24 protein-coding genes and 1 pseudogene are annotated in these 25,889 nt (G+C 65.4%); 9 read left to right on the top strand and 16 right to left on the bottom strand.

Annotated features, from left to right (window positions below; all coding sequences use genetic code 11):
• Positions 1-376 precede the first annotated feature (376 nt).
• The 4 genes from ACQY4Y_RS08525 to ACQY4Y_RS08540 all read left to right on the top strand — a co-directional run bounded on the left by ACQY4Y_RS08525 (position 377) and on the right by ACQY4Y_RS08540 (position 2,942).
• A complete protein-coding gene (locus ACQY4Y_RS08525; RefSeq protein WP_428490120.1) occupies positions 377-808 on the top strand; it encodes a hypothetical protein in 432 nt (143 codons plus the stop codon).
• Between the two features lie 486 nt (positions 809-1,294).
• Entirely contained in the window at positions 1,295-1,666 is a 372-nt protein-coding gene (locus tag ACQY4Y_RS08530) for a hypothetical protein (protein WP_428490121.1), read from the top strand.
• Positions 1,667-1,701: 35 nt separating this feature from the next.
• Positions 1,702-2,364: a hypothetical protein gene (locus ACQY4Y_RS08535; RefSeq protein WP_428490122.1), complete on the top strand. Its 663-nt coding sequence runs from the start codon at positions 1,702-1,704 to the stop codon at positions 2,362-2,364.
• A gap of 203 nt (positions 2,365-2,567) precedes the next feature.
• The gene (locus ACQY4Y_RS08540; protein WP_428490123.1) at positions 2,568-2,942 is read left to right on the top strand and encodes a hypothetical protein; all 375 of its coding nucleotides are present in this window, start codon (positions 2,568-2,570) and stop codon (positions 2,940-2,942) included.
• 104 nt (positions 2,943-3,046) lie between these two features.
• Here the strand turns inward: ACQY4Y_RS08540 and ACQY4Y_RS08545 are convergent, their stop codons facing one another.
• Positions 3,047-3,697, bottom strand: a complete 651-nt coding sequence (locus ACQY4Y_RS08545) for a recombinase family protein (protein ID WP_428490124.1) — start codon at positions 3,695-3,697, stop codon at positions 3,047-3,049.
• A gap of 320 nt (positions 3,698-4,017) precedes the next feature.
• Here ACQY4Y_RS08545 and ACQY4Y_RS08550 point away from each other — a divergent pair, with 320 nt between their 5' ends.
• From ACQY4Y_RS08550 to ACQY4Y_RS08560, 3 genes are all read left to right on the top strand, one after another.
• A complete protein-coding gene (locus ACQY4Y_RS08550; RefSeq protein WP_428490125.1) occupies positions 4,018-4,761 on the top strand; it encodes a terminase large subunit domain-containing protein in 744 nt (247 codons plus the stop codon).
• Between the two features lie 57 nt (positions 4,762-4,818).
• Complete coding sequence (locus ACQY4Y_RS08555) at positions 4,819-5,505, top strand: hypothetical protein (protein WP_428490126.1); 687 nt, start codon at positions 4,819-4,821, stop codon at positions 5,503-5,505.
• 102 nt (positions 5,506-5,607) lie between these two features.
• Positions 5,608-6,135, top strand: coding sequence for a hypothetical protein (locus tag ACQY4Y_RS08560; RefSeq protein ID WP_428490127.1), 528 nt, complete (start codon positions 5,608-5,610; stop codon positions 6,133-6,135).
• Between the two features lie 454 nt (positions 6,136-6,589).
• Here the strand turns inward: ACQY4Y_RS08560 and ACQY4Y_RS08565 are convergent, their stop codons facing one another.
• Positions 6,590-7,411, bottom strand: coding sequence for a hypothetical protein (locus ACQY4Y_RS08565; RefSeq protein WP_428490128.1), 822 nt, complete (start codon positions 7,409-7,411; stop codon positions 6,590-6,592).
• 1,128 nt (positions 7,412-8,539) lie between these two features.
• On the opposite strand from ACQY4Y_RS08565, the gene ACQY4Y_RS08570 reads away from it, so the two are divergent.
• On the top strand, positions 8,540-8,701 hold the full coding sequence (locus ACQY4Y_RS08570) for a hypothetical protein (RefSeq protein ID WP_428490129.1): 162 nt from the start codon (positions 8,540-8,542) through the stop codon (positions 8,699-8,701).
• Positions 8,702-8,758: 57 nt separating this feature from the next.
• On the opposite strand, the gene ACQY4Y_RS08575 is transcribed toward ACQY4Y_RS08570, so the two are convergent.
• From ACQY4Y_RS08575 to ACQY4Y_RS08590, 4 genes are read right to left on the bottom strand one after another with little or no spacing between them, the layout of a single operon-like run.
• Positions 8,759-9,073 carry a hypothetical protein gene (locus tag ACQY4Y_RS08575; RefSeq protein ID WP_428490130.1) on the bottom strand — a complete coding sequence of 105 codons (315 nt, stop codon included), beginning with the start codon at positions 9,071-9,073 and terminating at the stop codon, positions 8,759-8,761.
• Positions 9,074-9,098: 25 nt separating this feature from the next.
• Positions 9,099-9,485 (bottom strand): hypothetical protein, encoded by a 387-nt coding sequence (locus tag ACQY4Y_RS08580; RefSeq protein WP_428490131.1) that lies wholly within the window; start codon positions 9,483-9,485, stop codon positions 9,099-9,101.
• A 30-nt stretch (positions 9,486-9,515) separates the two neighbouring features.
• Positions 9,516-9,710 (bottom strand): hypothetical protein, encoded by a 195-nt coding sequence (locus ACQY4Y_RS08585; RefSeq protein ID WP_428490779.1) that lies wholly within the window; start codon positions 9,708-9,710, stop codon positions 9,516-9,518.
• Complete coding sequence (locus tag ACQY4Y_RS08590; RefSeq protein ID WP_428490132.1) at positions 9,644-9,913, bottom strand: zinc ribbon domain-containing protein; 270 nt, start codon at positions 9,911-9,913, stop codon at positions 9,644-9,646. Before ACQY4Y_RS08590 ends, ACQY4Y_RS08585 begins: the two co-directional genes overlap by 67 nt.
• Here ACQY4Y_RS08590 and ACQY4Y_RS08595 point away from each other — a divergent pair.
• Complete coding sequence (locus tag ACQY4Y_RS08595; protein ID WP_428490133.1) at positions 9,879-10,799, top strand: hypothetical protein; 921 nt, start codon at positions 9,879-9,881, stop codon at positions 10,797-10,799. The genes ACQY4Y_RS08590 and ACQY4Y_RS08595 overlap by 35 nt on opposite strands.
• Before the next feature lie 291 nt (positions 10,800-11,090).
• On the opposite strand, the gene ACQY4Y_RS08600 is transcribed toward ACQY4Y_RS08595, so the two are convergent.
• The 10 genes and pseudogenes from ACQY4Y_RS08600 to ACQY4Y_RS08645 form a co-directional block, all read right to left on the bottom strand.
• Positions 11,091-11,282: a recombinase family protein gene (locus ACQY4Y_RS08600; protein ID WP_428490134.1), complete on the bottom strand. Its 192-nt coding sequence runs from the start codon at positions 11,280-11,282 to the stop codon at positions 11,091-11,093.
• Positions 11,283-11,527: 245 nt separating this feature from the next.
• Positions 11,528-11,880, bottom strand: a pseudogene (locus ACQY4Y_RS08605) (type II toxin-antitoxin system PemK/MazF family toxin).
• A 120-nt stretch (positions 11,881-12,000) separates the two neighbouring features.
• Complete coding sequence (gene aroC / locus ACQY4Y_RS08610; protein WP_428490135.1) at positions 12,001-13,104, bottom strand: chorismate synthase; 1,104 nt, start codon at positions 13,102-13,104, stop codon at positions 12,001-12,003.
• A gap of 221 nt (positions 13,105-13,325) precedes the next feature.
• Entirely contained in the window at positions 13,326-14,168 is an 843-nt protein-coding gene (fabI, locus tag ACQY4Y_RS08615; RefSeq protein WP_428490763.1) for an enoyl-ACP reductase FabI, read from the bottom strand.
• 200 nt (positions 14,169-14,368) lie between these two features.
• Positions 14,369-15,724 carry a glycosyltransferase gene (locus tag ACQY4Y_RS08620; protein ID WP_428490136.1) on the bottom strand — a complete coding sequence of 452 codons (1,356 nt, stop codon included), beginning with the start codon at positions 15,722-15,724 and terminating at the stop codon, positions 14,369-14,371.
• A 188-nt stretch (positions 15,725-15,912) separates the two neighbouring features.
• Entirely contained in the window at positions 15,913-17,055 is a 1,143-nt protein-coding gene (locus ACQY4Y_RS08625) for a hypothetical protein (protein ID WP_428490137.1), read from the bottom strand.
• A 158-nt stretch (positions 17,056-17,213) separates the two neighbouring features.
• Entirely contained in the window at positions 17,214-20,291 is a 3,078-nt protein-coding gene (locus ACQY4Y_RS08630; protein WP_428490138.1) for a glycosyltransferase, read from the bottom strand.
• A 3-nt stretch (positions 20,292-20,294) separates the two neighbouring features.
• The gene (locus ACQY4Y_RS08635; protein ID WP_428490139.1) at positions 20,295-22,079 is read right to left on the bottom strand and encodes a tetratricopeptide repeat protein; all 1,785 of its coding nucleotides are present in this window, start codon (positions 22,077-22,079) and stop codon (positions 20,295-20,297) included.
• Between the two features lie 29 nt (positions 22,080-22,108).
• Positions 22,109-23,518, bottom strand: a complete 1,410-nt coding sequence (locus ACQY4Y_RS08640) for an HlyD family type I secretion periplasmic adaptor subunit (protein ID WP_428490140.1) — start codon at positions 23,516-23,518, stop codon at positions 22,109-22,111.
• Positions 23,481-25,640: a peptidase domain-containing ABC transporter gene (locus ACQY4Y_RS08645; protein ID WP_428490764.1), complete on the bottom strand. Its 2,160-nt coding sequence runs from the start codon at positions 25,638-25,640 to the stop codon at positions 23,481-23,483. Before ACQY4Y_RS08645 ends, ACQY4Y_RS08640 begins: the two co-directional genes overlap by 38 nt.
• Positions 25,641-25,889: the final 249 nt, after the last annotated feature.

Here is a 25,889-nt window from a genome sequence, read left to right on the forward strand (position 1 = left end):
CCGCGCAATCGGCCGGCTGGCACCGGCTGGCACCGCCGCGCAATCGGCCGGTTGGCACCGGGCTGGCACCGGGCTGGCACCGGGCTGGCACCGGGCTGGCACCGGGTGGCCGACACCGTATGGCACCGCTGGCACCGCGTATCTATAGATACGCGGGCCGGTGCCAGTGTGCGATTGAGTAAAGAACGATCGCTCCAAGCGGAGTGGCAAAAAAAAGCTGAAATCCGCTTGGCTCCGTCGACCGCGCCTCGGCTCACCACCTAGCATGGCCTGAAACTTAAAGTAGCCCCGCCCCGGCAACCTCGGCCATACTGATGGCATAACGACCGGTCTAGCAAGCGGACACGCTCAAACCACAGACTACAAGGACAGCGACATGGATGACGACGAGCCCGGCGCGCTGCTACGCGCCGTGTTTCAAGCCGACTACGCGTGGCGACGCCTTGGCGGGGTTACGCCGTATGGCCAGCACCCGTGGCTAGCGGAGCTCATGGAGCATGCTCGCGCCGCCGTAATGACTGAGGCCGGCCAACCGTCTGATAAAGTGTCTCAGATAGGGTTTGCGCGCGATATGGAGGCCGTGGCCGAATTTCTGATGCTCGGGTTGCCGAAGCACGATCGGGCCGAGTTGGCCGCCGCCGGCCCGGAAGTGTTGCCACAGCTGATTCGGCTGTTTGCGCACGACAGCCCCGCCCTGTCGCGCTGGATCGCAGTCTACGATGCAAAGCTCGTAGCGAACGCCGTCGAGAAAGCCGCGAAGCGAACGCCGCCAAAACAGCCGCGAAGGAACAGCCGGCGGAGAAGCTGACCGCGCAACGAGCCGCGCTCGCCTAGCTCCGCCGTTCCCGATCTTGGGCAAACCTGGGCGAACCTGGGCGAACCTGGGCAAATCCCGGCGCGATCTCGGGTCGAACCCGACCAATACCGCTGAACGCCGCCAATCGAGCCTAACCAAACGGCGCCCGCATCCCGCAGGCGCCGCAACATCTATTGGAGAACAAATGATCTTCCCACCAGACCCGCCAGGTAGCGTGAGGTGGCACTTTGTCAATGACCTTGGCGAGATAGTGCCGCCCGGCCACAGCCGCCCCAGTGCGCCCCCGCCGCCTCAGAACGCCCTCACGATGTCCGCCCTCGAATACGAGGCAACCAAGAAACGGTTGATCGCTGAGGCGCAAGCCTCCCTCACCCGGATATTGCCCGCCGACCTCCCCGACGCGCGAACGCTGACTGATGCCGAATACCGCGCTGCCCGCGCACAAGCAATCCGCCTTTAACCTGAAAGGACTTCAACATGCCGACAACCCAACCTTTTATCACGACGCCAGCCGACGTGACGTATTCGCCCGACGAGTGGGATTCGTCCATCGCAGCGACGATCGCGCCGACCGTCGCCGCGGGCTACAACTTGATCACGCTCCCGACGCCCGATCCGAGCCTGCCAGGTCTCATGATAGAGAATCTCTCAACAGGTGACATCTACTTAAGGATTTCTCTGACTTCGGCCGCAGCGCTCGTGGGTCCGCCGGGCTCGGCGAACGCCGGCGGCCGTTTGCTCCTCGCTGGCTACCATACAACTTGGTTGTCGGACATCGAGGGTGATGCCCTTTATCTGGGCATTTGGTCGCTAGGCGTCGGGACGATCAACGTCCAGAGGTTCAAATAATCACCAACTGACCGGAGTAACGAGACATGACACAAATGAACATGGACGATGCTGCCTTGCGCGCGGAGCTAGCCAACCCTGGCGCCCTGCCACACGCTGAACGTCGCGCAAAGGCGGCCGTTGACGCGTCGCGCGCACGTGGCCGACTCGCGGGCCAACTCGATGCGATCTACCAGCACGCGGTGGCGACGCTCGATCGAAGCAGGCCGCACCCAATGGCGCCGCAGACACACACCGAGGCCGAGGTGGCTATGGCTCACAGTGTCGCGCGGTTGTGGATGGCTTACGCCGTCACAGACGCTTTCGGCTGGCTCGCTAGCCAACCTGACCAGGTCATCGGGCCGGTGCTCGCCGCGACCGGCGAAAACCGTCCGGCTGCGGCGCGCGCGCTATGTCAGCGGCATCAGACGTGGGCTGCCTGGTCGGATAGCTTCGACGAGCGCTGCCGCCAGATCGACGCTGCCAACGCACGCCAGGCAGCCGATCAGCACGCCGCCTTCCGAGCCGCTGCACCGGCTACGGCGGTCGCAGCTGCCGAATTGACCGGCATCGTGCTCACGCTTGACAAGGCTGGCACAAGCATCCTGGCGCCGGCAGGGCACGCGATCCCGGAAGCCGTGCTCGCCGATCTAGCGGAATACAAGCCGGGCGTGATCGCGCATCTGACCGCCCGCGCGGCGACTGTCATCGTGGCATGACGGCAACGAGCGATAAGGGCGCGGTGGGCACAACAGCCCACCGTCGCCCAGGCCCCGTCTGCACGGTATGCGCCTCCCCGTCCCGTGCCGAAATCGACGATGCAATCCTTGGCGGGGCGAGCGATGTCAGCCTCGCCAAGCAGTTCGGCGTAACCCGCTCCGCGGCCCAACGCCACCGGGCAAGCCACGTGCCTACGGAAGCAATGCAAACGGCCATCGCCGAGCGTGCCGAAGCTGAAGGCCAGCATGGAGCGTCGCTACTCGAAAGTGCTGCCGAGCTTCGCAGTAAGGCGATGTGCCTGTTGCGGCAGGCCGAGGAAGCAGGAGATTTGAAGACCGCATTGGTTGGCGTAAGGGAAGCCAGTCGAACTATCGAATTGATGGCGAAGCTTTCTGGGCAACTCGATGACAGCGTCAAGCTCAATATCGTCATGGCTCCGGCGCTGATCGAGTTGCAGACAATCGTCCTGTCGGCGCTCGCCGATCATCCCGCCGCGCGCATGGCCGTCGCCGCGGCGCTCGGCAACCTCGCCGCTCCGTCGATGCCGGCGATGATCGAATATCGCCCGCAACCGTGAGCCGCCCGCATAGGCTACGTGGCGGCGTGGCGATGGCAGCTACGTCGGCTGCCGTCGCGTCCCGGCGCCGCTGGCGGGCGTCCGGAGGGCCGGGAAACGGGGGCCTATGCCGCCACCTTCGCCCGGTCCAGCACGTTCTTTACTGCGGTGGCCGTCCACTGCCCGCCCCGCGGTGTGGCCACGCCTTCAGCGACCATCCTGTCGGCGATCTGGCGCAGGCTACGACCCTCCGCGCGCATCGTCTGCATCGTCGGCGCCAGCGATGCCGCAAAGGCGTCAGCAGCCGCCACAGGGGCGTGTGGCACCGGGCCGCCGCGATATCCACCCAGCTTCGTCCCGCGTGCCTTGGCAGCCGCCAGCGCGTCCTTCGTCCGCTTGGAAATCAGCCGAGCCTCTTCCTCCGCCAGTGACGCGCGGATGTGAAGCTCGAAAGGCGATGCGTGTGGCATGTCGCAGGCTACAAATGGGACCTTCGTCTCCATGAGGTTGGCGATGAACGCCACGTTGCGCGCGAGCCTGTCCAGTTTGGCTATCAGCAGCGTGGCACCAACGCGCTTGGCGTGCGCCAGGGCCGCGTCGAGTTGTTCGCGCTGCACGTTCTTGCCGCTTTCGACTTCGACATACTCGGCGACAAGCTCCCACAAACCGCCGTTCAAGTAGTCGGTGACGATCTTTCGCTGCGCGTCCATGCCGAGGCCACGCTCGCCTTGCTTGTCGGTAGAAACGCGCAAATAGGAAAGAAATCGTCCGTCCATCTTGCCCTCGCGTAACGATCATCGCTCGTTGTGGTTTTTATACAACCTGAATGGGCTTGGCAAAGGCTATTTGTCACGTCGCCGTATGTTACTTCACCGTAGGGAAACGGTGTTGCGACGGTGCGCCTAGCGGATGAGCGGCGGCCGGAGGATGATTAAAACCCCCCCCCATACCCTCGACGCCAAGCACGTCGATCCGACCTGGCCGGGCCTCGCAAAAACCCCGTCAGTTTTTAGGACTTTCGTAACCTTTTCGTAATGTGAGGGACCATATGACAAAACCCCAACCGGCAACGGCGCTGCACCAGGCAGCCGCCGCGATGAGACATGCCCTCGACCCAGTCGCATGGGCGGCGGACGTGCTCAACTGGCACGCCGATACCTGGCAGGCCGATCTGTTGAGGTCGCCGGCCAAGCAAATAGCGGTGGCGAATAGTCGTCAGAGTGGCAAGAGCACGAGCACGAGTATCCTGGCGGCGCATACAGCGCTGTTCCAACCTGGCGCGCTGGTCCTACTGACCTCGCCAAGCCAGCGGCAGGCATCGGAACTGTTGAAAAAGGTCCATGGCGTTCTCACCACACCAGGTATCGGCATCAGACTTGTGGCCGATGCGGCGACATCGCTCGAACTCCCGAATGGCGCGCGGATCGTCAGCTTGCCAGCTTCGCCCGAATCGGTGCGCGGTTATTCGCAACCCGCGCTGATCGTGGAAGACGAAGCGGCCTACTGCCCCGACGAACTGCACCTGGCGTTGCGGCCGATGCTCGCGGCTTCTCCGCGGGGCCGGATGGTCCTGCTCAGCACACCGGCTGGTCGCGCGGGCCACTTCTATGAGGCAATGCACTCGCCGAACTGGCAGCGATTCAAAGTCACCGCCTACGATTGCCCGCGAATATCGAGGGAGTTCCTCGAGCAGGAATTGCGCGAGCACGGCGACCTTTACTTCGCCCGCGAATACCTGTGCGAGTTTAGCGACAGTGAATTCTCGTTCTTTGGCAGTGATCTGATCGCCGCTGCGTTCAACTGCGACGCCGCGCCATTACGAGTTCGGCTCTTTACGTGATCAAGAGGAAATAAACCTGTGACTATACAAGCCATCTTCAGTCGGCCGAAGGCCGAAATGGAGCTAACCACCACGATCACCGAAAGCCTGCCTGATTTCTATTGCGTTGGCGTCGATTTGGGCTCGGTTAACGACTCCACCGCGATTGCCGTGGTCGAAGTCGCGAAAGCCTTTGAGGTGACGCATGGCCGCACCAAGTTTCAGGCGGTGGCCAGCGAAGTGAAGCGGGTCCCGCGGCTTCACTACACCGTCCGTCTACTGCACCGGCCGCGGCTCGGCACCGAGTATCCGCTCGTGATCCAGCAGATAGCGGCCATTATCGAGGACCTGCCGCCGATGCGCGCGGCGCCCGTGCTCGCGATCGACGCCACGGGGCTCGGCCAGCCGATTGTGCAGCTCGCACGCCAGCGTGGATTGAAGCCCATCGGGGTGGCCATAACTGCCGGCAACAACGCCAGCATCGCAAGCCATGGTTGGAGCGTACCAAAAGCGCTGCTGGTAGGCGAGCTGCGCCTGGCGATGCATCAACGCCGATTGAGCGTGGCCCAATTCGGCGCTCGCGATGTTCTCGAGCGCGAGCTATCGGCCTTTACGGCAAAATTGAGCGCCAGCGGCCGTGCAAGCTTTGAAGCCGCCGGCAGTGAGCACGACGATAGTGTGCTGGCGCTCGCGCTTGCGACCTTTGCGGCCAAGCACCGGCCCGCGCCCATCTCGACGATCCGAAGCGATTGGATGGCGCGTTGATCAGTTGATTCGCTTGCGCGGGCGGTGGGTCAAGAATTGGCCAGTCGGCGCGCGGTAATCCACGATTTACTCGACAGATGATCCGCTATAAGTAAGGTGAGGATGTGGGAATTCCTGAACACTGCGAAGGCCGTAAGGCTCGTCCTAGTTGGCGGATTCCTCATTGTCGCACTAATCATAATTCTTGTTTGGGTTGAAGTTTCAAATAAGAACATCACGCTTTGGCCGCCACAGATAACCACACCTGAAAGTGACGCGGTTAGGGCGTGCCAGATAATGCAGGCGGCGCTCCATGACGAAATACAGTCACTTGACGCTGACAGATTATCTTCCTTCAAATCAAGCGACAATGACAATGATGCCCTCAACAAATTGTCAAACGAGCGCCTCGACGCAATGGAACGCGACGAAGCTTCTAAATCGGGGCCCACAAGCTACAGAGAAGACATGGTGACAAAGAGAATAGACCAAGTGGCATCCGATAAGGACTACCACGATAAGGTTATTTCTTATCTCAGAGACAGAATTTCTGATGGCGAGGGAAATATCTACAGAACATGCTCTAGAATATTGGAAAGAAGTCATCAAGGACAAAACCGGTCTGCCGAAGCTGGCGATAGCCGTAGATAAACTTGATAGAGAGCGCACTGCGGCCGATATACCGCTCCCGCCGGCGCGCATCGCTTGGCGCAGACTTGGCGAGCGTTTCGCACCGCCGCGGCGGCTGAAGCAACAACACGCGCTCGGCCGGAAGCCGACCATCGCGACACAGAACGAACTCAGGGGGCCCCGTGCCGCCGTTGATGCGGCGTGGCGGGATGCGCTGCGGTAGTAGCGTCACAAGCACCCGGCGAACCAATCCAGTCGTGTTGGCAACGCCTCAGCGTAATGCGCTGCGTCAGGCGTAATGGCGTAGCGGGCGAACGTGACGATGCTCGTTCTCCCCGCTCGTCGCGATCCATAGAGGGCCGCCGGGTGCTGATGCACCGGGGGTAGCCTGTTTTTGTGTTGCAATGAATTGACAGGACGGTTACTGGGCAAAAATTCCCGTGAGGCCAGTTAATCTCAGCCTCGTTGGAGCGGCCTAGCCCGCTTTCGCTTCCCTCGGGGTCGCTTTCCAATCCAGCCACTGCGCAGCAACAGATGCGATTAGGCGCCGTGCGGCGTCCAGTTCCATTTCAGGCTTGTGGTATTTCGCCAGCCATTGCTTTGCACCGTCCCGACCGTGCTTCTTTGCACCGTCCCGGCCCTGCTTCTTTGGATTTTTCGGACCCTGCACATGGACACTGCTCGGCGAGTGGCGATAGAGCGTCGCGGTCTGGCGAAACCATTCAATTTCAGACTCCGGCCAGTCTGGAATCCGGTCTTTGGTGGGGTGCATGACTTCCTCCGCCTTCCAGAGATCAGACCAGTCGGGTTCGCTGCTCAAGGCGCGAAGGACATCGGCGGCAGGGTTGGGATCGTCGGCGCCGGATGCCAACGCGAACCAAGCAGCTTGCCGGGGCGCCTCCGCCGCTGCGGGAGAAGGCAAGCCGTCGGCTCCTATGGCCTCGGCATACGCACGGACCCGTCCAGACCCCGAGATGCGGCCTGTTGCGTAGGCGCCCATAGGCCCCCAGCCACCGTCAGCAGTTCGCTCATAGACGCCCAGCACCCGCACCGGCTTCCGACTCGCACTTGTGGCGAAAAGAACCCCGTTCATTTGACCAATCAGCCGCCACGCTGTCGCTTGGACCTTTTCGCCCGAAGGCAATCCATCAAACTCTCGCGCTAGCATCGCAGGCACGCGACCCCTGAGAGGCACCTCTATCTCGGTAATCGTTAACTGATCGGAATAAAACCACCGCCGCAGTTCCCCCAAATCGAGGGCATCTCCATCAAGGGCTGCGGCGTATTTATCCCTCAAGGCATTCTCTCACCAAAAGAGGGCATCACCGCCGCCGAACTCGGCGCTGCGGCCGGCGATCCCTTCATTAGGACAAAACCCGATCGCTGAAGGTGCCGCACCAGCCGATCGGCCGTGATCCTTGCCATCGCATCGTCCGCGTGATGAACGCGCTTCCGGCCGTCATAGCGAAGCGCGTAGCTCAGTGAAGTTGCGATTTCGTCTGGCGTCGCGGGTCGCAGGTTCGGTGCATCAGGCATGGCGCCACGATTCCAAGGGTCGCGGAACAAGTCAAGAACACATAGCAGCCAAAGGTTTACAACGCAACTGCAATCATAGGTTGCCTCTTACAACTACAGGTCGTAATCCGGCGAACTGTGAGTGTGATGAACCGATACGTGATCAGTCGGGACGAAGCCGGTGGCTTCCTTGTCGAAATAGAATTTAGCGACGGGGGAACTGCCGTTATACGGGGCTTCAGCTCCGAGGACGAGGCCGAGAAGTGGATTTACAAACGATGGGAAGAACACGGACGAGGACGGCGCTAGACGACAAAACAGGCGCATCCCCTGCGAAAGGATGCGCCTGTAAGGTTAGCTCCTCCCCTCGAACCAACGGAGACACCCGTGGGTTAAACCACAGCCGGTCCAGTCTGCATACGAACTCCCAGCAGGACTTTGCAACGGAATAATTACGACTACCCGTCGTTGGTCCAGGTCCATTTCGCGACGCCGAGGGCGTCTAGCCCAGCTTCGGCAAGCCCGCGAGCGGCGGCCGAACGGGTCATCGGCCTGGCGCGGGTAGAAGGGGGCGGCCCTGGGCCACCGTCATAGGCGAGCACCTCGACACCAGCGTCAACCGCCTTCTCGAATGCCTCGTCTAACGTAGGCAGCCCGTCCCGGTGTTGTAGCCGCTCAAGTCGTGACCAAAGCGCTTCCGGCAGAAGTAGGCTGTGAGCGACGAGGGCCATTCGCGGAGGCTACCACGCGATTGCGCATGACCTGCAAATGATCGACGTTGCCACAAACACCATCACGGGTCTCGCTGCTACCTGCGCCACTCGGCGCGGTCTCATCGGCAGCCCGGCGACTACTGACGCCAATCTAATCAGACAAGCTGCTCGACGCCGAGGCTGTGGACTTCGCTTCGATGGCGGGCATGGCCGCATCGAGCCGCGGAGCGTTGAAGGCCAAGGTCGCCGCATTGCGCGGCGGCACGTGGCTGCGACACGGCGATCCAAACGCTCAAGAGCCGGACCTGTCGGAGGCCCGGCTGCTGATGTCGATTCTCGCCGACATCGAAGCACTCTGAAAAGGTCGCCGGCAGCGGAGGGTGCGGCAAAGCGCCGTCCTACCGCAGGCAGGGAGGTCAAAAGGCGGGCGGAGTGGCTATTGCTTCCAGTTCCTCATCCGACATGTCACGTGCGCCGCCATGGGCGATTATCGCCACCAGTTCCTCAGTCGCGCGGGCATCGCGTTGCGGCTGCTCAGTCGCTTTGGCGTGCCAAGCCTTATAGTCCGCCGAGTTGCCGTGGCATTCACTGAAGAGCGCCCAATCCGCTTCTTGGATCGCCGCAAGGATGTCGGCCGGTTCGGCCGATCCTCGGGTTTGAATGATGGCGGCGGCTAGGGTGGCAATGCTCGGTTTACGAAGGTCAGGACCGATCATAATAACGTTTTCCACCAAACATATCACGGAAGGGCACAGTTTAGCCGAGCCGGTCGTGCGGGTGCCAGCAAATTGCCACGGCCTGTTTAATTTGGGGTCTATTTTGGGGTTCACCCATTAAGACCATCAGAAATCGGCAAGAATGGCCGTCATCGGGCGGACACCCCATCCGCCATTTCAGAACGGAACTGCCAACGCCGGGCGTAGCCGATTTTACGCCCGAGGCGGCTGCGAGAGTTCTGAGCAAATCACCTTTCGATCCCATGATGCGGACCTCCTTGTCCGCGACTTCGACGCGCTGACCGAGCGCGCGCAGGTGGTCGCGACGATAACCGCCGCCGTCGATGCCGATTCGTTCGCGGGCGGTCCTGGCGAATGTCTGGACCATCGCCGGGGTGATGGCCTGCTGGCCTGACCTTTCCAGCATGGCGGCGGCGCGGCTGGCGTCGGCTTGGGCCTAATCGCGGATGGCCTTGAGGCCGGCAATGCGCTCCTTAAAGGCCGGGTCCTCTAGATCGGCGACGCCGGTCTCGATGGCGTCACAGAGGCGCTTGAGCCGCAAACCCGTTTCGGTGGCGCGTTGATTCAGCTCGGCGATGTGTTCGTGCCGGCGTTCCGCACGCTCTTGGCGGCGGTCGACGACCGAGGACAACACTCCTCAAGTCTTTCCGGCTGGAGAAGCCGCTCCTCGATGTGGCCGGCGACAAGGTTGTCCAGCTTCTCCATCGGAATCGAGCGGCCCTTGCAGCCGGTGCCCCCCTGCCGGGCTTTGGTGCAGCATGTATAGTATTGATATTGCCCGCCCTTGCCGGTGCGCAGCATGATCGCGCCGCCGCACTCTGCGCAAAAATCCATTGCATTTCCTAAAAATCGCCAGCCCCTACGTCCAGCTCACGTAACAAACCGCAAAGCCGAAACGGTCATCGCATCCGCTGAACAACCGTCGGTAATCCTTGGTGGCGCGGCTCGTAACAGCTCTGGCGAAGCGGAGAGATGCTTCGTTTGGCAAGTCGAGACGACAATTGTATCGTGGGACCCAATCGGCACAACGCGCAAAGGCCAATCCATGGGGGCACGTAAGATACTTCTGGTTGCGCTTGTCGGTATCCTTTTGGGAACGGTTGCCGGGCAATCAGCCCTCGCAGATGACGTTCCGCAGTTTGCAACCTTCTTAAAAGACCCGGTGATGCGGCAGAACGTGATAAATGCCGCTGCCAAGTCGACGGTAATTGTCCAAAACCCGTGCTCAGCGGCTCAATATAGCGTCGCCACCATGCCGATCGTCTTAAAGCCGATGGTGTTTGACAGTGCCGGGCATCCCACTGCCGGGATGCTGAAATTTCCAGTGAAAGAGGAAGGATGCGGCATCACCAGAATTCTCAACACGTTGATTTGGGTGCAGGGTCCGGGCACTGAGGGGACGGCTGCGCTTGCCCCAGGCACGACACACGCCGACCCCGTATTGCAAAAAGACGCTTCGATGCGCGCATATACCGCCGCCGTAGTAGCCGCTCGTCCAGACCCAGCTTGCGATGTCAAATACCTCGCGGACACGGAATTTATCGAGCGGGAGAAAGCAGGGTCTTCAACACCGAATCCGTGGCGTGAGAGCTGGACAATCGTACTGTGCAACAAGAAGGTTGTTGTCCCCGTCAAGTTCATCCCTGACCTAAAAGGGACAACGATTGTTGCAGGCGGCCCAGAAACAAAAGTCTCCCGTATAAACAACGCGCCGCAGTAAGCATACCCGTACGACAAATCGGAGAGGCGCAGGATTCCCGGAGCGCACCTCTCCCCTCGCCAGCCATTTAGCAGCCGGGTCTGTCGCCTTCGCTGCTGTGCTTCACCTCGTCCGGTTTCGTGCCTCGTTACCGTCGAGCGATGGCAGGGTCATACCAACACGTCAGCTTCGGAGTACTATAGCGTAGATATAGTGCTCATCATCGTCGTTCGTGGCCCGCCATTTAAGAACGGAACCGCGAACGCCGGCCGCGGCCGGCAGCGTCTGAAGGCTTCTACGTACCGGCCTCGATCATCCGTTGAAAGGGCGTCGGTCGTTCGTAGCGGACCCGCCGGGCTCGACACCGGTCTCGACAAGCTCACAGCCTCGCGCGGCACAGTACGCTTCGCCTTGCCGCTTCTGATCCGGAATCGAGACATCGTGCTCGGCCTGCCGCGCCGTCGAGACGCGCGGATAAAACGCGGCGCGCAACGTCACGGTCATGGCGATTGTCCTCTCAGATCATCGGCGCGGCCAGAACAGCTCATCGAGCCAATCGCCAGTGACGGTCACGACTGAACGTCGTGCTTGGGCAGGCCTCCGATGCGCGGCCAGGGTTCCGGCTCGATGTAAAGATCGTCAGGCAGACCGCCCAAACTGGCACGCGGTCGAGACATCCCCGCAATAGCGCGCGAAGCGATAACAAGCTTCCCAAGTCTGACCGCTGCTACGCTGGAAACCATTGCTCGTCAGGCCACCTGCTTAATCTTCGGTGAGACGGCCAGTCCGAGAAACACAAGCACGGCCCGATTGAGTCTCAGGATAACCGCGTCGTCCAACCTGCCGACGCGTGCGCCAACCTTGGTCTTGGGGACGGTGGTGATCTTATCCACCCTGAGGCGGCACGCTGTGCGCAACCCGTTGCGCTCGTCCGCTCGACTGGCAGGCGGAACAGCGGTGCTTCGGCTTCGTCAGTCGTGAAGGCGCAGATCGTGATCAAGTCGGTTGCATCGAAGCTGTCGTCCTGAACAATGACAACGAGGCGCGGCTTCCCGGCGTAGTCCTTGCCGCCGGCGACGGTCCAGACATCACCACGCTTCATTCATCGCCCCAAACCGATACCGCGTCGATGAGCGCTTGATCTTCATGGGCGTGCGCGCTCGCGGCCACGGCAAATGATTGACAATGCGCCTCAAGGCGGTGCTGCGATTTATCCCCCAGACTAATTCCGCGGCAGCCTCGCCGTGGTCGCGCCATCCGGGTTCTGCCCGCGATGGCGCAGCAAATGATCGGCCAACACGCACGCCATCATCGCCTCGCCCACCGGCACCGCTCGAATGCCGACGCAAGGATCGTGACGCCCCCTGGTGACGATGTCGATCTCCCCGCCGCCGCGATCGACCGACCGCCGCGGCGACAGGATCGAACTGGTCGGCTTCACCGCGAACCGTGCCACGATCGCCTGGCCGGTGGAGATGCCACCCAGGATCCCCCCGGCGTGGTTGGATTGGAACCGCACCACGCCCTGGTCCATCCGCATCTCGTCGGCATTGGCCTCCCCCGACAGCGCAGCGGCCGCGAAGCCTTCGCCGATCTCCACCCCCTTGACCGCGTTGATCGACATCAGCGCGGCCGCCAATTCGGCGTCCAACTTGCCATAGATCGGCGCCCCGAGGCCGGGGGGAACGCCCTCGGCGACGACCTCGATCACCGCGCCCAAGGACGACCCGGCCTTGCGCATCTCGGCCAGCACGCCTTCCCAAGCCCGCGCCGCCAGCGGATCGGGACAGAACAGTGGGCTCGCCTCGACCTCGCCCCAGTCCCAGCGCTCGCGGTCGATGCCATGCCGGCCGATCTGCACCAGGGCCGCGCGGATCCGCACGCCTGGCCCCAGCACGACGCGGGCGATGGCCCCGGCGGCGACGCGCATCGCGGTCTCGCGCGCCGACGATCGGCCGCCGCCACGATAATCGCGAATGCCATATTTCAACTCATAGGTCAGGTCGGCGTGGCCGGGACGAAACTGCTCCGCGATGGCGGCATAATCGCGCGAGCGCTGGTCCTGATTGTCGATCAGCAGGCTGATCGGGGTGCCGGTGGTCCGTCCCTCGAACACGCCCGACAGGATCCGCACCCGATCGGGCTCCTGGCGCTGGGTAGTGTATTTCGACTGGCCCGGACGGCGCTTGTCGAGCCAGGGCTGGATGTCGGCCTCGCTCAGCGCCAGCAGCGGCGGGCAGCCATCCACCACGCCGCCGATCGCCGGACCGTGGCTCTCGCCCCATGTGGTGACCCGGAACAGATGGCCGAAACTGTTGTGCGACATCGAACTCTAGCATGATCGCCCTGGGCGGAACGTTCAAGGCGCGTGAATCACGCGACAAAACAAAGAGCTAGACCATTTCCAGTACGCACAGTCATGTTGAAGATGGCGTAGTATCGCGCACCGGTGCAGCGCGGTACGTCGCCGTTTCTTTGAGTATCCGAGTCACGCGGCCTGTTCGTGGATACTCCGTGTCTGGCGCTTTTCCGCGATCGGATACTGGCTCAACCCTCGGCAACCGCGATGTCGGCCGCGTCCGGATGTTTCATGCCGACAACGTGATAACCACAATCGACGTGATGCACCTCCCCGGTCACGCCGCTGGCCAGGTCCGACAGCAGATACAACCCGGCGCCGCCGACCTCCTCGATGGTGACGTTGCGCTGCATCGGCGAATTGAGCTGGTTCCAGCGCAGGATATAGCGAAAATCACCGATGCCGGACGCCGCCAAGGTCTTGATCGGCCCGGCGCTGATGCCGTTGCAGCGAATCCCGGCCGACCCCAGGTCGGCGGCCAGGTATCGCACCGACGCCTCCAGCGCCGCCTTGGCCAGCCCCATCACGTTGTAATGCGGCACCCAGCGTTCCGCCCCCAGATAGGTCAGCGTCAGCAGGCTGGCGCCCGGCTTCATCATCGGCACCGCGCGCTGGCAGACCGCGGTGAACGAATAGCACGAGATGTCCATCGCCTGCAGGAAGGCCGCCCGCGGGGTATCCAGGTAGCGTCCGCGCAGATAGTTCTTGTCAGCGAAACCAATGGCATGCACCAGGAAGTCCAACCCGTCCCAGCGCTTCGCCAGGGCGCCGAAGGCGTCATCGATGCTGGCCTCGTCGGCCACGTCGCAAGCCAACACCAGGTCGGACCCGACGCCCGCGGCCAGCGGGCGCACCCGCCGTTCCAGCGACTCGCCCTGGAAGCTGAACGCCAGTTCGGCACCCTGCGCGGCACAGGCCGAGGCGATGCCCCAGGCCAGCGAACGATCGTTGGCGACGCCCATGATCAGGCCGCGCTTGCCGCGCATCAGGCTACCCTGGATGGGAAGGTGTGCCGGCGCACTATCGGCCATGTTGATCCTCTCGCTCGCGACGTGCTGTCGCATGATTCTCGGCCCATGCTTCGCCTCGGGGTGGTGGCACAAGCCGGCCGGATCGGGCAAGGGGCCAGGATCAAAACGCCGCCGGAATGGCACCGGCGGCGCCCGCCGCGTCACGCCGCGCCCGAAGCCGCCACCCCGTCACTCCGCCACCCCGTCACTCCGCCACCCCGTCACTCCGCGGCCGCGACCAGCCGGCGCGACGCCTCACCGCCCGGTCGCGATCCGCCGCGCCGCTCGACGCGGCCGTGTCGTCGCGCCGGGGCGGTGTCGGCAACCGGCGTGGAATGCGCGGCGTGTGCCGGGTTTTCCCCAGTCAGACGCTCGATCAGGCCGCAATACGAGGCCAGATAATCCGCCATCGCCAGGCGTCGTTCAGCATACGCTCGGGCGCCGGCGCGCAAGCCGCGGGTCAGCGCCTTGTCCTCCAGCAGGCCCAGCACGGCGCGGGCCAGCGCGCGCGGGTCCAGGCACGGCGTCAGCAGCCCGTTCTCGCCGTGGCTGATGAACTCCCGCACCGTCGCGGTGTCGCCGCCGATCACCGGACAACCGATCGCCAGCGCCTCGCGCAACGACCAGGATGCGACGAAGGGGTAGGTCAGATAGACATGCGCATCCGAACGGCGCAGCGCGGCCAGATAGGTCAGGTAGTCGACCCGGCCAGGGAACACCACGCGGGACATGTCGATGTCGCCGCCCAGTTCGGCCAGCATGACCTCGCGCCAGTTGCCGCCGGTGCGCGGCGCGGCGCCGTAACTGATGCCGTCGCCGCCGATCATCACCACCTTGATGTCCTTACGCGCTCGCATCAGATCCGGCAGCGCGCGCATCATGACGTGGAACCCGCGATACGGCTCCAGGTCGCGCGACACGTAGGTGATCAGCTTGTCAGTGGGCCGGATCGCCATCTCGCCGATCTTCAAGGTCTGCTTGCGGATGCCCGGATCGGGACTGCAGGTCGCCAGGTCGACGCCTTCCCACACCACGTCGAGGCTCCGTCGCGCCCAGTCGGGGTAGGTCGATAGTTGCCAATCCGTCGGCGTCTGCCCGGCGCCCCCCAGGTTCAAAGCGACATGGTTGATCGCGTTCTTGGCGCGGATCCGCGGGAAATCCAACGAAGCGGCGGGAAATTCCGGATCGAAACCAACATCGGCCTGGTCGTGCTGATAATAGAACTCGAAATAGCCCAGCATCGCCGCGTCGGGCCAGACATCGCGCAGGTTGAGCATTTCGCCCCAGCCATGATGGCCGATGATGATGTCGGGCGTGTAGCCCAGGTGGCGCAGGCCATAGGCGGTCTTGGCCACCGTCTCGGCCCGCCTGACGCCGTTATCCAGTTCGCGCGCGGCGATGTGGGTATCGGCGAGGTCCAGCTTGGGCCTGGCATAGGGCACCTTGCGCACGCCGATGATCTCGTTGGCGTTCGGTTCTGTCACGAAAACAACCTCGTGCCGCCTGGCCGCGACCAGATGGCGGACCAAGTGAAGGAACTGTCCGGGATAGTTCTGGTGGACGAACAGGAACCTCACGCTATCTGCCTCATCTGTTCGCGCCCGCGGCGGGCCCGCGGCGTCTCGCGGCGATCACCGGACCCGATCCACGCCGTCGTCCCACCCTTGCGTCCCACCTTGGCGCCCCACGTCGTCGTCCCACCCTGGCGCCCGACCCTGGCGCCCGACCCTGGCGATAACGCCGTGCCGGCAGGCTCGCCTGGCTGTCAAAGCCTGGCGCGCGGCCCGGCGGGCGCCTTGTCGGCGCCGTTGGGTTTTGCCGTCACGGCCTTTTCGGCGGCGGATTTCTTGCCCGCCGGCGACCGTGCGGCATGGTCGGTCCTGCCGGTCGCGGCCTTGCCGCCGCGGCGGCTGATAACGATCCGGAACGCTTCCAGCGCCGCCAGGCTTTCCGCCTCGCACGCCTCGCCGCCGCCGACCGGGCCGATCTCGCTGCCATCGACGAAGCTCGCCGAGTAACTGCACTCATGGGTCCGGGCGGCGGCGCCCTTCAGCCGGACCTTCAGGCCCAGCAGTGGCAACGCCATGCCGCGACTGCCGCAGAACTTGCCCGATTCGACCCATGGCGACAGCCAGTTGCGGCCCAACACGGCCTGATATTCCAGATCCTGCGGCGCAAGCCCGTCGAGCGGTGCCAGTCCGAAGCCCTCGACCCACTGGCGGCTGCGCTTCTGGCCCAGCCATTCGCCGCGGCTGCAGCCGACATCGCCCATGCGGTGGACATGGGCCATCACCTGCGGATTGGCCGACGCCGCATCGGCGCCCGCCGGCTTGTCGATCGGTAGCGTGGACTGGACCGGCGCCACCGCCCTGTTCGCCCCTGCCTCGTTCGTCCCCGCCCCGTTCGATCGTCCCACCGCGGCCGCATCGGGGGACGCCGCGTTCGGCTCGCCGCTGAGGCGCAGCACCTGCAGCCGCGGCGCCGTGTCCTTGCCCTTGTTCTGGTAGATGGTGACCAGGATCTGCGCCGAACCGTCCGAGACCCGCACCAGCGCAGCCGTCCCATTCAGCCAGCCGTCTTCGCGAAACGTGCTGACGCTGACCGCTTCCGGCCGCCCGGCCAAGCCGGGTGCCGGCGTGATGCGCACCCCCGGCAGCCCGGTCGCGGCGTCCGGCGGCGCGCTGCCGGGGGTCTGGAAGACGCAGAACAGGCCGGTTTCCAACGTCATCAGATGGCCGGAAACCTGTAATTCGGCAACCCGGTTCGATGCCTCGGCCGGCTGAGCGGCGCCGAGCACGGCGGACCGCTCATCGCGCCGCGCCGGGGATCGCTCGACGGGCCGCGCCGCTGATCGCTCGACGGGCCGCGCCGCGGCAGGGGATCGTTCCGCGCTCGTGGCTTCGGACATGCGGCTAACTCGCTGGTTCAGGATTTATGTCAGTGTGTCGGCATAGATGACACATACAATTTAGGGCAGACACATCGATGAATGCAACTGATGAGCGGCATCTCTGGTAGCATAATAAAGCCACTTGCCCAGCTTTGCTTGCGGTCTTTACGTCGATTTCAATCAGCGGTGCGTTGCGAACAGATTGTTGCCAGCAGTGTGTTATTAATGGCACTGGCCGGGAGACCCAGCGGCAACACGATGCCGCGTCCGCTGCGGCGAATCCGTTCGGCCGGCGCGCCGATATCGAACGCCACCGCCGGCAGACCCGCCCGCCAGATCTCGCCCAGGCTCAAGCACCAGGTCTCCGGACAGATCGAGGGCACGAAACCGAGCCGGGCATTTTGTTGCGATATCAGAGCAACCGCCTCGATGGGATCGAAACGACCGGTCACGAACACCCGCCCGCTCGCCATCATCCGCGCATCGTCGATGGTGTGCCCGACGACGACGAATTGCAGATCGAGATCGCGCCGCGCCGCATCCCGCGCACACGCCAGCAAGACGTCATAACCCTTGTGCACGCCGATCCCGCCCACCACGCACACCACCGGCCGCCCGGTCGGAGCCTTGCCCTGGACAGCGTTCGATCCAGGCCAGATGGCATCGTCCTGGTGCGCAACGACGCTCGGGCTCAGCCCGTCGAAGTGCCGCCGCATCCGGATGGCGGCGTCGTCCGAGGGCACCACGACACGCCGCGCGCCCGACAGAAACCTGGCCGAACGGCGGCGCAGCGCCGCGACCGAGATCTCCTCCTGCAGGAAATGGCCGTGGTCGGCGATGCAGGTTTCGCAGTCCGCCACCGCCGGCTCGCCGCAATAGCGGTCCTGCCCACCGACCAGCGCCAGCCGCGGGCAGAACCAGGCATAATCGTGGACGTGAACCTCGTATGGCAGCCGCAGACTTGTCACGAGATCGTAAATAGCCGCCGGGTAGCCGGCCAGGTGATGCGCCTCGATCAGCTCCGGCCGGGCGGCGCGCAACAGCCGCAGCAGCGCCGGCAGTTCCCGAACCGGGTAGATCAGGTTGGCGAAATCGCCGCCGGCGCCGTCGCCCAGCCTGACCGCCGGTTCGCCGCGCGCGGTGCTGGCCGGCCGCAGCACTATGGCCCGTCGGCCGGCCGCCTGGTGCATGCCGATCGCATGCGCCAACCGCTGCTCCACCCCGCCACCGTCGTCGTGGCTGATCAGGATCGCCGAGCGCCGCCAGTTGCGGCCGTTGTCGCGCCAGCGGACCAGGTCGATCCGCCGGCGCGCCTCGGCCAACGTGTCGCCGGCGACGAATCGCTCGATCAGCGCCTGGTAGCCGGGATGCAACTGCTCGACGATGTGGACGTTGCGCGCCCGCAGCGCCGCCGCCGCCGAGAACCTGCCCAGACGGCCGACGAACAGCCCGGTAAGCGCCACGTTGCGCCAGCCCAACCGACGTGCGCGTAGGCAGAAATCCTGCTCCTCGCCACCGCCCTGCGCGAACAACTCGGCGCGAAACCCGCCGACCGCGTTCAGACAGTCGCGCCGCAAATAGAGGCAGAACCCGACTCCCACCGGAATATCCACCACGCCGGCGCCGTTGGCGCGCTGCGCCGCCCGATCCAGCCGCGCCGCCGCCGCCCGATCCGGCACCGGGTTGCCGCCAGGATCGGGATAGCTCAGCCAGCCGGCCTGGTTCGACAACGGCGTGACAGTGCCGATATCGCGGCTGACGTAGGCCGCCGCGCGCAACCGTTGCAGCCAGTTCCGCGGCGCCACCGCATCGCCGCCCAGCAACACCACATCGCGTCCCCTGGCGGCTCGGATTCCGGCATTGGCCGCCGCCGGCAAGCCCATCGCCTGCTGCCGCAGCACGCTGATCCCGCGCCCCCGCGCCAGGCCGTCGAGCGCCGCGATCATAGCTGGATCGGAACATCCATCGTCCACCACCAGGACGCCCGCATCGGCGGGCTGCGTCGCCAGCACGGCGTCCAGGCAAGCCAGCACCAGGGCGTCACCGTCACGCACCACCAGCACGACGGTGACGCCGCGTTTGCGGCCGTCGGCGCCGACCGCCGTAGCCGGGACCGGGGCATCCGCGCGCAGCACAGCGCCCGCGCCGGGCGCACGCCGCGCCACGCCGGCCCCAGCCGCACGCCGCGCCGGCGAAACCTTGGCCGCGCCATAGGCCCGGCTGAGCCGCAGCGCCGCCGCCACATGGGTCGCCTCGTCGGCGAACGGATCGAGCGGACTGCCCGGCAGGTGGCGGCCGTCGGCACCGACGATATGCAGCGGCCGGCGCCGCGCCGGCAGGACAGTCCGCGTCAGCTCGAACCAACGCGGCCGCGCCAGTGGCCCAGCATCGGCTGCGCTACCCCCGTCGGCGCAACCCGCTTTGGCGTAACCCTCCTCGCTGGCGACAAAACGCCGCAACCGGCGCCCCGAGGCGTCGAGCAGGGTCAGTTCTGGCGCGGTATCGGGATCGGCGGGATGCCACGCCCAGCCGCGAATGCCGCCGTCGTAAACCTCCACGCAGCCGGCCAGGCGGCCGATGGCGTCAACCCGGATCGGGCTGCCAAGCAGCACCCGGTCGCCGATCCGCACTTCGATCACCCGCCCGCGCCGCCAGTTCGCCCCCAGGCTGGACGATGGCAACGTCACCGCCCGCACCACGGTCCCGTCCAGCGTCACCCGAACCCCACCGTCCGCCCGCGACCCGCCCGCCGTCACCGGGTGAATTTCCAGCCTGCCGTCGGGCCGCAGCGCACACCATCCGGCGCATCCCGGCCGCTGCCCGATCGTGCGCGCCAGTGCCAGCGCATCTTCCGCCAAGGCAAACCGGGACAGCACGACGCCAAGCGGTTCGGCGGCATTGTCCGGTCCGGCCAGCCGCAGCCTGGCGGCGGCCAGGCCGAGCCATGCCTGCCTGATGTCGTGGCGGTCGGTGATGTCGGCGAACAGCGCCGCGGCCCGCGCCGGATCCGACGCCAGGCAGGCACTCGCCAGCGTCAGCGCGGCGATGGGATCGTGCGGCACCAGCCGATGAGCCCGCTCCAGCCAGCGCAGGCCGTCGCTTCGGCCGCTGCCCAACGCCCCAGTGCCCAACGCCCCAGTGCCCAACGCCCCAGTGCCCAACGTCCCGGCCCCCAACGCCTCAAGCCCGCGGGCGATCGCGGCGCGGGCGAGCCCGGCGACCGCTGGCTCGTCCCCGCTGCCGCCTCGCGGCATGGCTCAGTCGCCGGCCGCGCGGACGGCCTTGTCGTCCGCCGCCGGTGAGGCTTCCTGTCCAGCGACGGCCGGCAGCGCCGCCAGGTCCGCCTTGGCGTCCTGCAATCCTTGCGCCACCGCGCGCTCGGTCCAGCGCCGGGCTTCTTCGAGATTCTGCTCGCCGGCCAGGTTGCGAGCCAGGTAGCGCCCCAACATCATCTGCGCGTAAGGGTGGCCGCGTTCGGCGGCGGCGCGGAACCAGCGCTGCGCGGCGACCCGGTCCCACGCCACGTCGTGGCCGCCGCCCAGCATGGCGCCGACCGCGAACATCGCCCCGACATGGCCCTGGCCGGCGGCTTTGTCGAACAAGGCCAGCGCGGCAGCATGGTCCTTCGATCCGCCGCGCCCGCTCAGCACCATGTCGCCCAGCATCACCTGCGCCTCGATCATGCCGACCTCCGCGGCCTTGGCGATCCAGATCCGGCCCTCGGCTGGATCGGCCTCCACGCCGCGGCCCTCGACCAGCATGCGGCCATACCAATACTGCGCGTTGACCACCCCCGCCGCCGCCCGGCGCAGCCATTCCGCCGCCTTGCGGTCGTCGCGTTCGACGCCGACACCCTCGGCCAGGCAAACCCCGAAATTGAACGCCGCGATCAAATCGCCCGAGGCCGCCGCCTGCTCGAACCAGGCCCGGGTGCGAATCTGGTCCTGCTGGTCGCCATGACCGCGCAGCAACAGGTTGCCGAGATCGACGTGTGAACCGCCGTCGCCGGCCTCGGCCGCGATGCGGAACAGCTTGGCGGCCTCGTCCTGGTCGCGCGCGACGCCGGCCCCGGTCAGATGCAGCATGCCCAGCGCGCGCGCCGCGCCGCGATGATTGGCGTCGGCGGCGCGGCGGAACCACATCGCCGCCTCGGCGTAGTTCGGCGGCAGCGGGCCGCCCTTGGCATAGATGTCGCCCACCAGCGCGGCGGCTTCCGGATCACCGGCCAGCGCGGCGCGGCGCAGCCAGGATTCACCCTCCACCAGATTGGCCTCGACGCCGTGGCCCTCCATCAGCGCCAGGCCCCAGCGCGCCTGCGCCCCGCGATGACCCTTTTCCGCCGCCTGCTTGTAGCAGGCGGTGGCCGAGGCGCGGTCCTGGGCAACGCCAAGCCCGCGTTCCTGCACCATGCCGTAGAGATAAAGCGCGGTCGCCAGCCCCTTTTCCGCCGCCTGGCTCAGATGCAGCAGCAGTTCGGTCTGCTTTTCCGGGTCCTTGGTGTCGCGCGCCAGCACCAGCGCATAGCCAAGCTGGCCCTGCGCGCAGCCGCCGGCGGCGGACTTCTGATACCAGCGGTCGCCTTCCTCGAGGTTGCGCAGGTCCTCGGGACCGGAGCTCAGGATGAACCCCAACACCGCCTGGCCCTCGGCCGACCCGGCCTCGGCGGCCCGGCGCGACCACTTGGCCGCGCCGGCATAATCCGGCTCCGCCGTTACCTGGCCGCCGAACAGGCCGGTATTCCCCCCGGCGGCGGCAAACCCGGGACCCATGCCGTGCAGGCACAGCGTCGCCAGCAGCGCCTGGGCCTCGACATAACCATTGCCCGCGGCACGCTCGACCCACCGGACCCCTTCGGTGCGGCTGTGCGGCACGCCGACGCCTTCCAGGTAGCAGCGCCCGACCCGGAACTCGGCCTCCGCCACCCCGGATCGCGCGGCCTTCGTCAGCAGTACGAAGCCGCGCTTGCCGTCGCCCTGCTCCAGCCGGCGCACACCCCGCCGCAACGCCGCGGCGGGAGACATCAGTGCATCAAACAGCGCCATGCGTGCTCGCGTCCGTCAGATCGTGACCCCTACGGTTCCCGCATCCCCTCGGTGGCCAGCGGGATCATCCGGCCCAGCATGTAATGCAGCACGGACTGCTTGCCGACCCGCACATCGGCGGTCACCGGCATGCCCGGCTCCAGGTGGAAGTTTTTCGGCACGCCATGCAACTGGATCTTATCCAGGGTGATCCTGGCGCGGTAGAACACATCCGACGTCTGCGGCGACACCGGCACCGATCCGGTCGGATTTCGCTCCTCGTCCTGCGCCGTGAAACTGTCAGGACTGATCATCCGCACGATGCCATGCGCCATGCCGTACAACGAGTACTGGAACGTTTCGAATTTGATATCGACGGGATCGCCGACATGGACGTGGCCATCGTCCTTGCCGGCGATGTTCGCCTCCACCTCCAGCGGCGCGTTGGTCGGCACCACGGTCATCAGCGGATCACCCTCCTTCAGCACCGAACCCACCGAGACCTTGCTGACCGACAGCACCGTGCCATCCTGCTCGGCGCGGAATTCGACCAGCTGTTTGCGCAACTGCGCCTTGTTCAGCGACTGGCGGGCATCCGACAGCTTGGTCAGCGCATCGGTCAGCTTGTCGCCGATATCGCTGTGCCAGCTTTCGATGTAGCCGTTGCGCTCCGCGATCATCGCGGCGAGGTCGCGCTGCGCGCCGATCGCGGTCTGCTGCGCGCTGGCCAGGTAGCCGGCCATCTCGGCCCTGGTATCCATCGCCGACAGCGTGTTAATCTTCGATCCGACGTTCAGGTGCTCGAGCTGAATGCGCATCGTCTCCAGCGTCTTGGCGTACTGCAGCCGGTCGGTGTAGGTCGTGATGTCGGCGCGCGCGCGCACCAGGGTGGCTTGCAGGCTGTCGATCTTCTGCTTGTAGTTCTCCAGCTTGAAGTTGAACTCGGACTGGCGCTGGGCATAGATCGCGGCCTGGAACGCCATGTTCGGGTCCATCCCGCTATACTTGAACGGGCGGTTGTCCATCTCGGCCTGCATGCGCGAGACCTGGGCCTGCAGCGACGACACCTGCGAGGCCAGCGCGTCCATGTCGGCCACCGCGAAGGTCGGATCCAGCCTGGCCAGCACCTGGCCGGTGTGCACCACGTCACCCGGCGCTACATTGATCGAGCGCACGATCGCCGCCTCCAGCGGCTGCAGCACGGTGGTCGCGGTCTTCGCCACCACCACGCCCTGCGCGGTCACCACCCGATCCACCTTGATCAGGCCCGAAGCGATCAGCATCACCGCGATCATGCTGGAAAGCGTCAGCGCGATCCGGCGCGCGATGCGCGGCATCGGCAGGTTGATGATCGCCGAGGACGGCGACTGGAACTCCAGGATCGCCGGCAGCGTCGGGTCCAGCCGGTCGTCCAGGGTGGTGCTAATCGCCCTGGAGGAGGGTCGGGGCAGGAGCTGCATGGCCGGATCCTTCGTTCTGCATGTGGCGATTCTGCTGGTTCCACAGGGTGCGATAGATCGGGCAGCGCTCCAGCAGCGTGGCGTGCGGTCCGATATCCATGATCTTGCCGCGCTCCAGCACCATGATCTGGTCGCAGTTGACCAGCGAGGACAGCCGGTGCGACACGATCAACATGGTCCGGCCGCGGGCGATGCGCAGCAGGTTGGCGTTGACCAAGGCTTCCGATTCGGGATCCAGCGCGCTGGTCGCCTCATCCAGGATCAGCAGCCGCGGATCGGTGATCAGCGCGCGCGCGATCGCCAGCCGCTGGCGCTGGCCGCCGGACAGGTTGGGCGAGCCCTCCTCGATATAGGTCTCGTAGCCGTTCGGCATGCGCTCGATGAATTCCTCGGCCCCGGCCAGGCGCGCGGCGCGGATCGCGTCCTCCAGGGTCAGCCCCGGCCGGCCCGACAGGATGTTGTCGCGGATCGAGCCGCGGAACAGGAAGTTCTCCTGCAACACCACGCCGAAGCTGGAGCGCAGGTGGCGCAGGTTGATCTCGCGCAGGTCGGCGCCGTCGATCTTGATGAAGCCTGAATACTCGCGGTTGATGCCCTGTAGCAGCCTTGTCACGGTGGACTTGCCCGACCCCGAACGCCCGACCAAGCCCAGCATGGTGCCGGCCGGGACCGAGAAGCCGACCCGGTCCAGCGCCGGCAGCTTGGTGCCGGGATAGGTGAAGGTGACATCCTCGAAGCTGACCGCACCGGCGAACCTGGGCCTGAGGCCGCCGGAGGACGCGTCCATCTCCAGCGGCCGGTTCAGCACCTCGCCGGCCTGGCCCATCGATCCGGCGACCTCTTCCCACTCCTCGATCAGGCGGGCCAGGCCGACCAGCGGCGAGCTGACCCGCTGCGACAGCATCATGAAGGCGAACATGCTGCCGATCTGATAGCCGCCCTGGGTGTCCTGCAGCGCCAGGTAGGCCCCGATCAGGATCACCCCCATCCACATGAAGCGCTCGAACGGCGTCACCAGGGTCTGCGGCCAGTTCGACATCTTACCCATCTGGTATCGCCACTTGCCGACCTCGGCGACCTTCTCGTCCCACAGCGCCTTGCGCTGTGGCTCCAGCGCCAGCGACTTCACCGTCTTGATGCCGAAGATGGTCTCGCCCAGGGCCGCGTTCTTCAGCGTCTCGGCGGTGATCACCTTGGCGAAGATGGCGCGGATCGGGCGCAGGTAGGCCAGGATGATCAGCATGATCGAGGTGGCGCACACCAGCACGATCCAGGCCAGCGCCGCGTTCAGGTAGAACAGGAACGGCAGCAGCACCAACAGGGTGATCATATCCAGCAGGGTCGCCATCAGCTTGCCGGTGATGAACTGGCGAACCGTGTTGACCTGGGTCACCCGATACATCGTCTCGCCGGCCGGGTGACGCTCGAAATAGTCCAGCGGCAGACGGATCAGCCGGTTGAACACCTGCAGGTTGAGTTTGGCATCGACCCGGACGCCGACCACCAGGATGATCAACCGCCTAGCATAGCCCAGCAGGGTCTCGTAGAACACCGCGGTGGCCAGGATCACCGAAATCAGGAACAGCGTCGAATAGCTGTGGTGGCTCAGCACCCGGTCGGTCACCTGCATGACCATCAGCGGCGGAAAGATCGTCAGGAAGCTGATCGCCACCGAGGCGATCAGCAGGTCGCGCAGGTGCTTGCCCTCTTTCATCACCACGCTGACCAGCCAGCGCAGGGTGAACGGCGGATCGGCATCGGCCTGCGAGCGTTCGGCGCGCAGCAGCACCGCTTCGCCGCTCCAGACTTCGGCCAGCCGCAGTTCGTCCACCGGCACCGGCGGATCGGCTTCCGGGGCGCGCGGATCGCGGATCAGCACGATCTTGTTTTCCGCGTTCGCCCCGGTCAGCAGGCCGGCCGATCCGTCGTTGAACAGCAGCACGACCGGGCCGGCGCCGGACACCGTGAACAGATGGCGCCAGCGCAGCCGCAGCGCGCGCGACCACATGCCGGCGGTCTGCGCCCAGGACGACAGCGCCGCCGCGCTGGGCACCGCCTCGCCCGCGCCGGCGCGGAACTCACCGGGATCGAGCTCCAGCCCGTAGTAGCGCGCCGCCATCATGATCGCCAGCAGCCGCGGATGGATCGGGCCGCGGCCCGCCCCGCCGGTGCCCGTTCCGGCAGACCCGGCCGCGCCGCCGCCACCACTCGATTGCGCAACGGTCGCCGGCGTACGATGGTCCCCGAACGGCCCGGGTATTTGTCCGTCTGATATATCCACGAGCAAACCCTTACAGCGGCGGATCAGACAATTCCATGACACCGGTGTCCGCGGGTGTCAGGCGGTGTCTTGCCAAGTTTCTAGCACGGA

It is taken from the genome of Rhodopila sp. (assembly GCF_965277165.1).
In the GTDB taxonomy this organism is placed as follows: Bacteria; Pseudomonadota; Alphaproteobacteria; order Acetobacterales; family Acetobacteraceae; genus Rhodopila.